At 32.5% G+C, this 4,164-nt stretch carries 2 protein-coding genes; one reads left to right on the top strand and one right to left on the bottom strand.

All coding sequences use genetic code 11. The annotated features are described in order from the left end of the window. Positions 1 to 269 precede the first annotated feature (269 nt). Positions 270 to 1,904 (top strand): S8 family peptidase, encoded by a 1,635-nt coding sequence (locus B0A58_RS09050; RefSeq protein ID WP_089080792.1) that lies wholly within the window; start codon positions 270 to 272, stop codon positions 1,902 to 1,904. A gap of 748 nt (positions 1,905 to 2,652) precedes the next feature. On the opposite strand, the gene prfA is transcribed toward B0A58_RS09050, so the two are convergent. Next, on the bottom strand, positions 2,653 to 3,729 hold the full coding sequence (gene prfA / locus B0A58_RS09045) for a peptide chain release factor 1 (protein WP_014084862.1): 1,077 nt from the start codon (positions 3,727 to 3,729) through the stop codon (positions 2,653 to 2,655). Positions 3,730 to 4,164: the final 435 nt, after the last annotated feature.

Below are 4,164 nucleotides of genomic sequence, written 5' to 3'. Positions count from 1 at the left end.
GTAAAACTTCCAACAAAAACCAAAAATCTAACCATAGAAAAACCCTCAAAACCCATAGAAGAAGTACAAAAGATTTACGATTGCTTGAAATTTAAAATTATTAGAAAAACTAAAAAAGTTCATGTAGTGTACCATTAATAAAAAAAAGCTACTGATAATCAGGGTTTTGTGTTGGGTTTTCGGCAAGTTGGGTTAAAGATTTAGTTTATAACTATCCCTTTGTCTTTGAAGTTTCGGAGGTTGACGAAGTTTCGGGTTTAGATAGTGAGATTGATGAAATTGGATCAGTTGAAATTGCTGTAATAACACCTGATTTTGATTCTCCAGAAGTTGCTGTTATTGATAGCGGAATAATGGAGGGACATAAATTTATCTATCCTGCAATTATTGAAGCAAATTCCAAATCGTATATTGCTGAAGATACTTCAACAGCCGATTTTGTCAAAAATGGCGGACACGGAACAAGAGTAGCTGGAGCAATTTTGTATCCTTATGGTATAACAAACCTAACTGTTCCATATAAATTACCTTGTTTTGTTAGAAATTTAAGGGTGTTGGATAAGGATAACAAACTTACTCATAGACTTCCAGCGGAGCTTATGAAACAAATTGTAGAAGAAAATGAAGAATGCAAAATATTCAATCTATCTATAAATTCAAATGTAGCTTCACGAATAAAACACATGTCTTCTTGGGCAGCTACAATAGATACACTAATTAACGAAAAGAAAGTTCTTTTCTTGATTTCTTCTGGAAATATAAGCAAACAAGATATTAACCACTTCATTAGTAGCGGGAAAAATTACCCCGATTTTTTAGACGAACCATTTTGTAGGATTGCTAATCCTGCCCAAAGTAGTTTTGCTATTACAGTTGGTTCTGTAAATCACACATCATTTGAAGATGATTTTTTTGAATCTTTAGGAGAGAATGATGAAATTTCAGCTTTTTCAAGAGTCGGCACTGGTATTTGGGGAATGATTAAGCCAGATGTTGTAGAATATGGTGGGGGATTAGTTATTTCAAAAACAGGTAATATAATTTTGAGTAAAGAATCAACTTCTCCAGAGTTAATTCGTTCTACTTTAAATGGTGGCTCTGCTATTGGAAAGGATATTGTAGGGACTTCATTTGCAACTCCAAAAGTATCTTATATAGTGGCTCAATTATTAAAATTATATCCTGATGAAGATATTAATTTATTGAGAGCTCTAGTAGTTCAAGGAGCAAGACTACCAAACGAATTTTTCAAAAATCCAACAACTAGAAGTGTAAAACATTTTGGTTATGGAATTCCTTCGCTTGAAAGAATAACAGAGAATACACATCAAAGAGCAACTTTCTACAATACAGGAAATATTAAAGCAGAAGAAGGACATATTTATTCTCTCAAAATACCTAAGAATCTAAGAAATCAAGCTGACGAATATGATGTTTTAATTGAAGTTTCATTATCTTATACAACAAAAGTTAGAAGAACTAGACAATTAACAAGATCTTATTTAGCAACATCTTTGGATTGGACTAGTTCAAAATTAGGTCAGTCCTTAAATGATTTTGAAAAAGTTGTTCTTAAACAAATTGAAGATGAGAAAATAGACATCGAAAATGAAATTAATGATTCTCAATTAATAAAGTGGAAAATAAGAGAAAGAAAAGACTGGGGAACTGTGAAAGACGTTAATAGAAATAACAGCACACTTCAAAAAGATTGGGCAATTATAAAATCTTATGATTTATCGGAAGAAATATGTTTTGCTGTTATTGGTCATAAAGGTTGGGATAAAACCAATGGAGAAGTTCCATATTCTTTGGTAGTATCAATCGAAATATTAAACTCTAACATAGAAATTTACGAAGCTATTAGAGTTGAAAATTCAATCGAAATTGAAATAAATATATAATTTTGAAAATACCAACTATATTTTTCACAAAAGTAGTTTTTCACTAAGTGTTACAATTTTTTTGAACAATATGACATAAATATTTAAGAGCTATTCAATTATTGTTAAACAAATTGATAATATTAAATCACTGAAAATCAACAAGATTCTCATCGGTTCGAAAAACCTACAAAAGTTCCTTAATTTTATACTACTTGAACCGTTTTTTTGGATCGTAACACTTTAAAAATCATATTCTTACAAAAAGGAAAAGCCGAAAAATTGCGGCTTTTTCAGTATAGCTCCCCCTATTGAAAAAATCTTGAACCATTGCTGTTGATTTTCAATTAGTTATATAATTATTAGCCCTTAACAGCCCTCGAAGCATTTCACATAACTTTACGTTTTAAACTAAAATGCCCTTTTACAAGTCTTTTATCGTTGCGTTATTTCACCTACCAATAATCCTCTGGTGGAATAGCTATTATACTTTCCATCTCAACGTTTGCAATGATAAATACATTTATTTGCAAGTTCGGTATTAACCCAAACAAACCTATAAATAAAATTATAATTCAAAAACTACTGAATTTTGGTAATATTGTAGCATAGTAACAAAGTGTTGTCGTTTGGAAAACAATCTATTTTGCTTTTTGTCATGTACTTATAGGTTTGAAAAAAAAAATGGTGTCAGCTATTTCAAAACAGTACAAAAAAAAAGAGGCTATTAGTCAAATAGCCTCTTTTTTTTATTCCATTATGTCAAAACTTAAAAAACTTCGCTGGCTTCTTTAAGTTTTTCCATATTATTTACCAATTGTAATTCATCCACAATTTTTTGAATGTCGCCATTCATAATATTCCCCAAATCATACAGCGTAAGCCCTACCCTATGGTCTGTTACCCTACCTTGTGCATAATTATAAGTTCGAATTTTTGCAGACCGATCGCCAGAACTTACTTGCGACGTTCGTTTTGACGCATCCTCTTCTTGTTTTTTGGCCAATTCTTGTTCATACAATCTCGAACGCAATACCGTCAATGCCTTATCTTTATTTTTGTGTTGCGATTTTTGATCTTGACATTGAGCTACCAAACCCGTTGGAATGTGTGTCAATCGAACGGCCGATTTGGTTGTGTTTACAGATTGTCCGCCTGGCCCCGAAGAGCAAAAGAAATCAACACGAACATCGTTCATATCTATCTGAACATCAAACTCTTCGGCTTCTGGCAAAACCATAACCGTAGCCGCAGATGTATGCACTCGCCCTTGAGTTTCTGTTTGCGGTACACGTTGCACACGATGTACTCCTGCTTCAAACTTGAGTGTACCATATACATCTTCGCCTGTTACTTCAAATATAATTTCTTTAAAACCTCCCGATGTGCCTTCATTCATATCTACAACAGATGTTCTCCAACCTCGACCTTCGCAATATTTGGTGTACATACGAAACAAGTCGCCCGCAAAAATACTAGCTTCGTCTCCACCTGTACCTGCTCGAACCTCAACCATCACGTTTTTAGCATCTTCTGGATCCTTTGGTATCAACATGAATTTAATTTCTTCTTCCAATTCTGGCAAACGTTCCTTTGCTTCTTCCAATTGCATTTTGGCCATTTCTACCATATCTGCATCGCTTCCATCACTAATAATGTCGTTTGCCTCATCAATATTGGCTATCAAAAGTACATATTCGTCTCTTTTTTCTGCTAATGCTTTTAGGTCTTTATATTCTTTATTCAATTGTACATACCTTTTTTGATCTGCAATTACATCTGGTTGTATAATTAAATCCGAAATTTCATCGAATCGTTGCTTTACTATTTGAAGTCTATCTAACATCGTTTTAAACTTTACTTTTTGGTTGGCAAAAATACAAAAAACTTTGCAAAAATGAACATTGCTATTTTTTAATTTTAAATATCCATCAAAAACACAATTATTTCAAATAGCCAATGTCGTTTCATCAATGATAGTCAATATAAAGTGAAAAAGCTATGTCAAACAATTGACCAAAGGCAAAAATAGGCCAGCTTGCAGCCCGTTTTTTCATGAAATAGTATCAAACCAGAATTTGAACCTTGTACAAAAACATTATACCACCATCATCAATTGGTACATCGTTTTGAATCCAATCTAAAAATAGAACGATTGGAATTGCTTTTTATAAAATTACCAAATTGTCATGCCATCCCTATTTTAGACAAAAAAAATGCCAATAGGGTGGCTGTGTTTTTAGTCCGAAATAATACCAAATGTATTTATAAAATAGTCCAA

The sequence above is a fragment of the Flavobacterium branchiophilum NBRC 15030 = ATCC 35035 genome (assembly GCF_002217205.1).
GTDB classification, from domain to species: Bacteria; Bacteroidota; Bacteroidia; order Flavobacteriales; family Flavobacteriaceae; genus Flavobacterium; species Flavobacterium branchiophilum.
The sequence above is the reverse complement of the archived record's forward strand: the minus strand, read 5'-3'. Positions and strand labels throughout refer to the sequence as shown.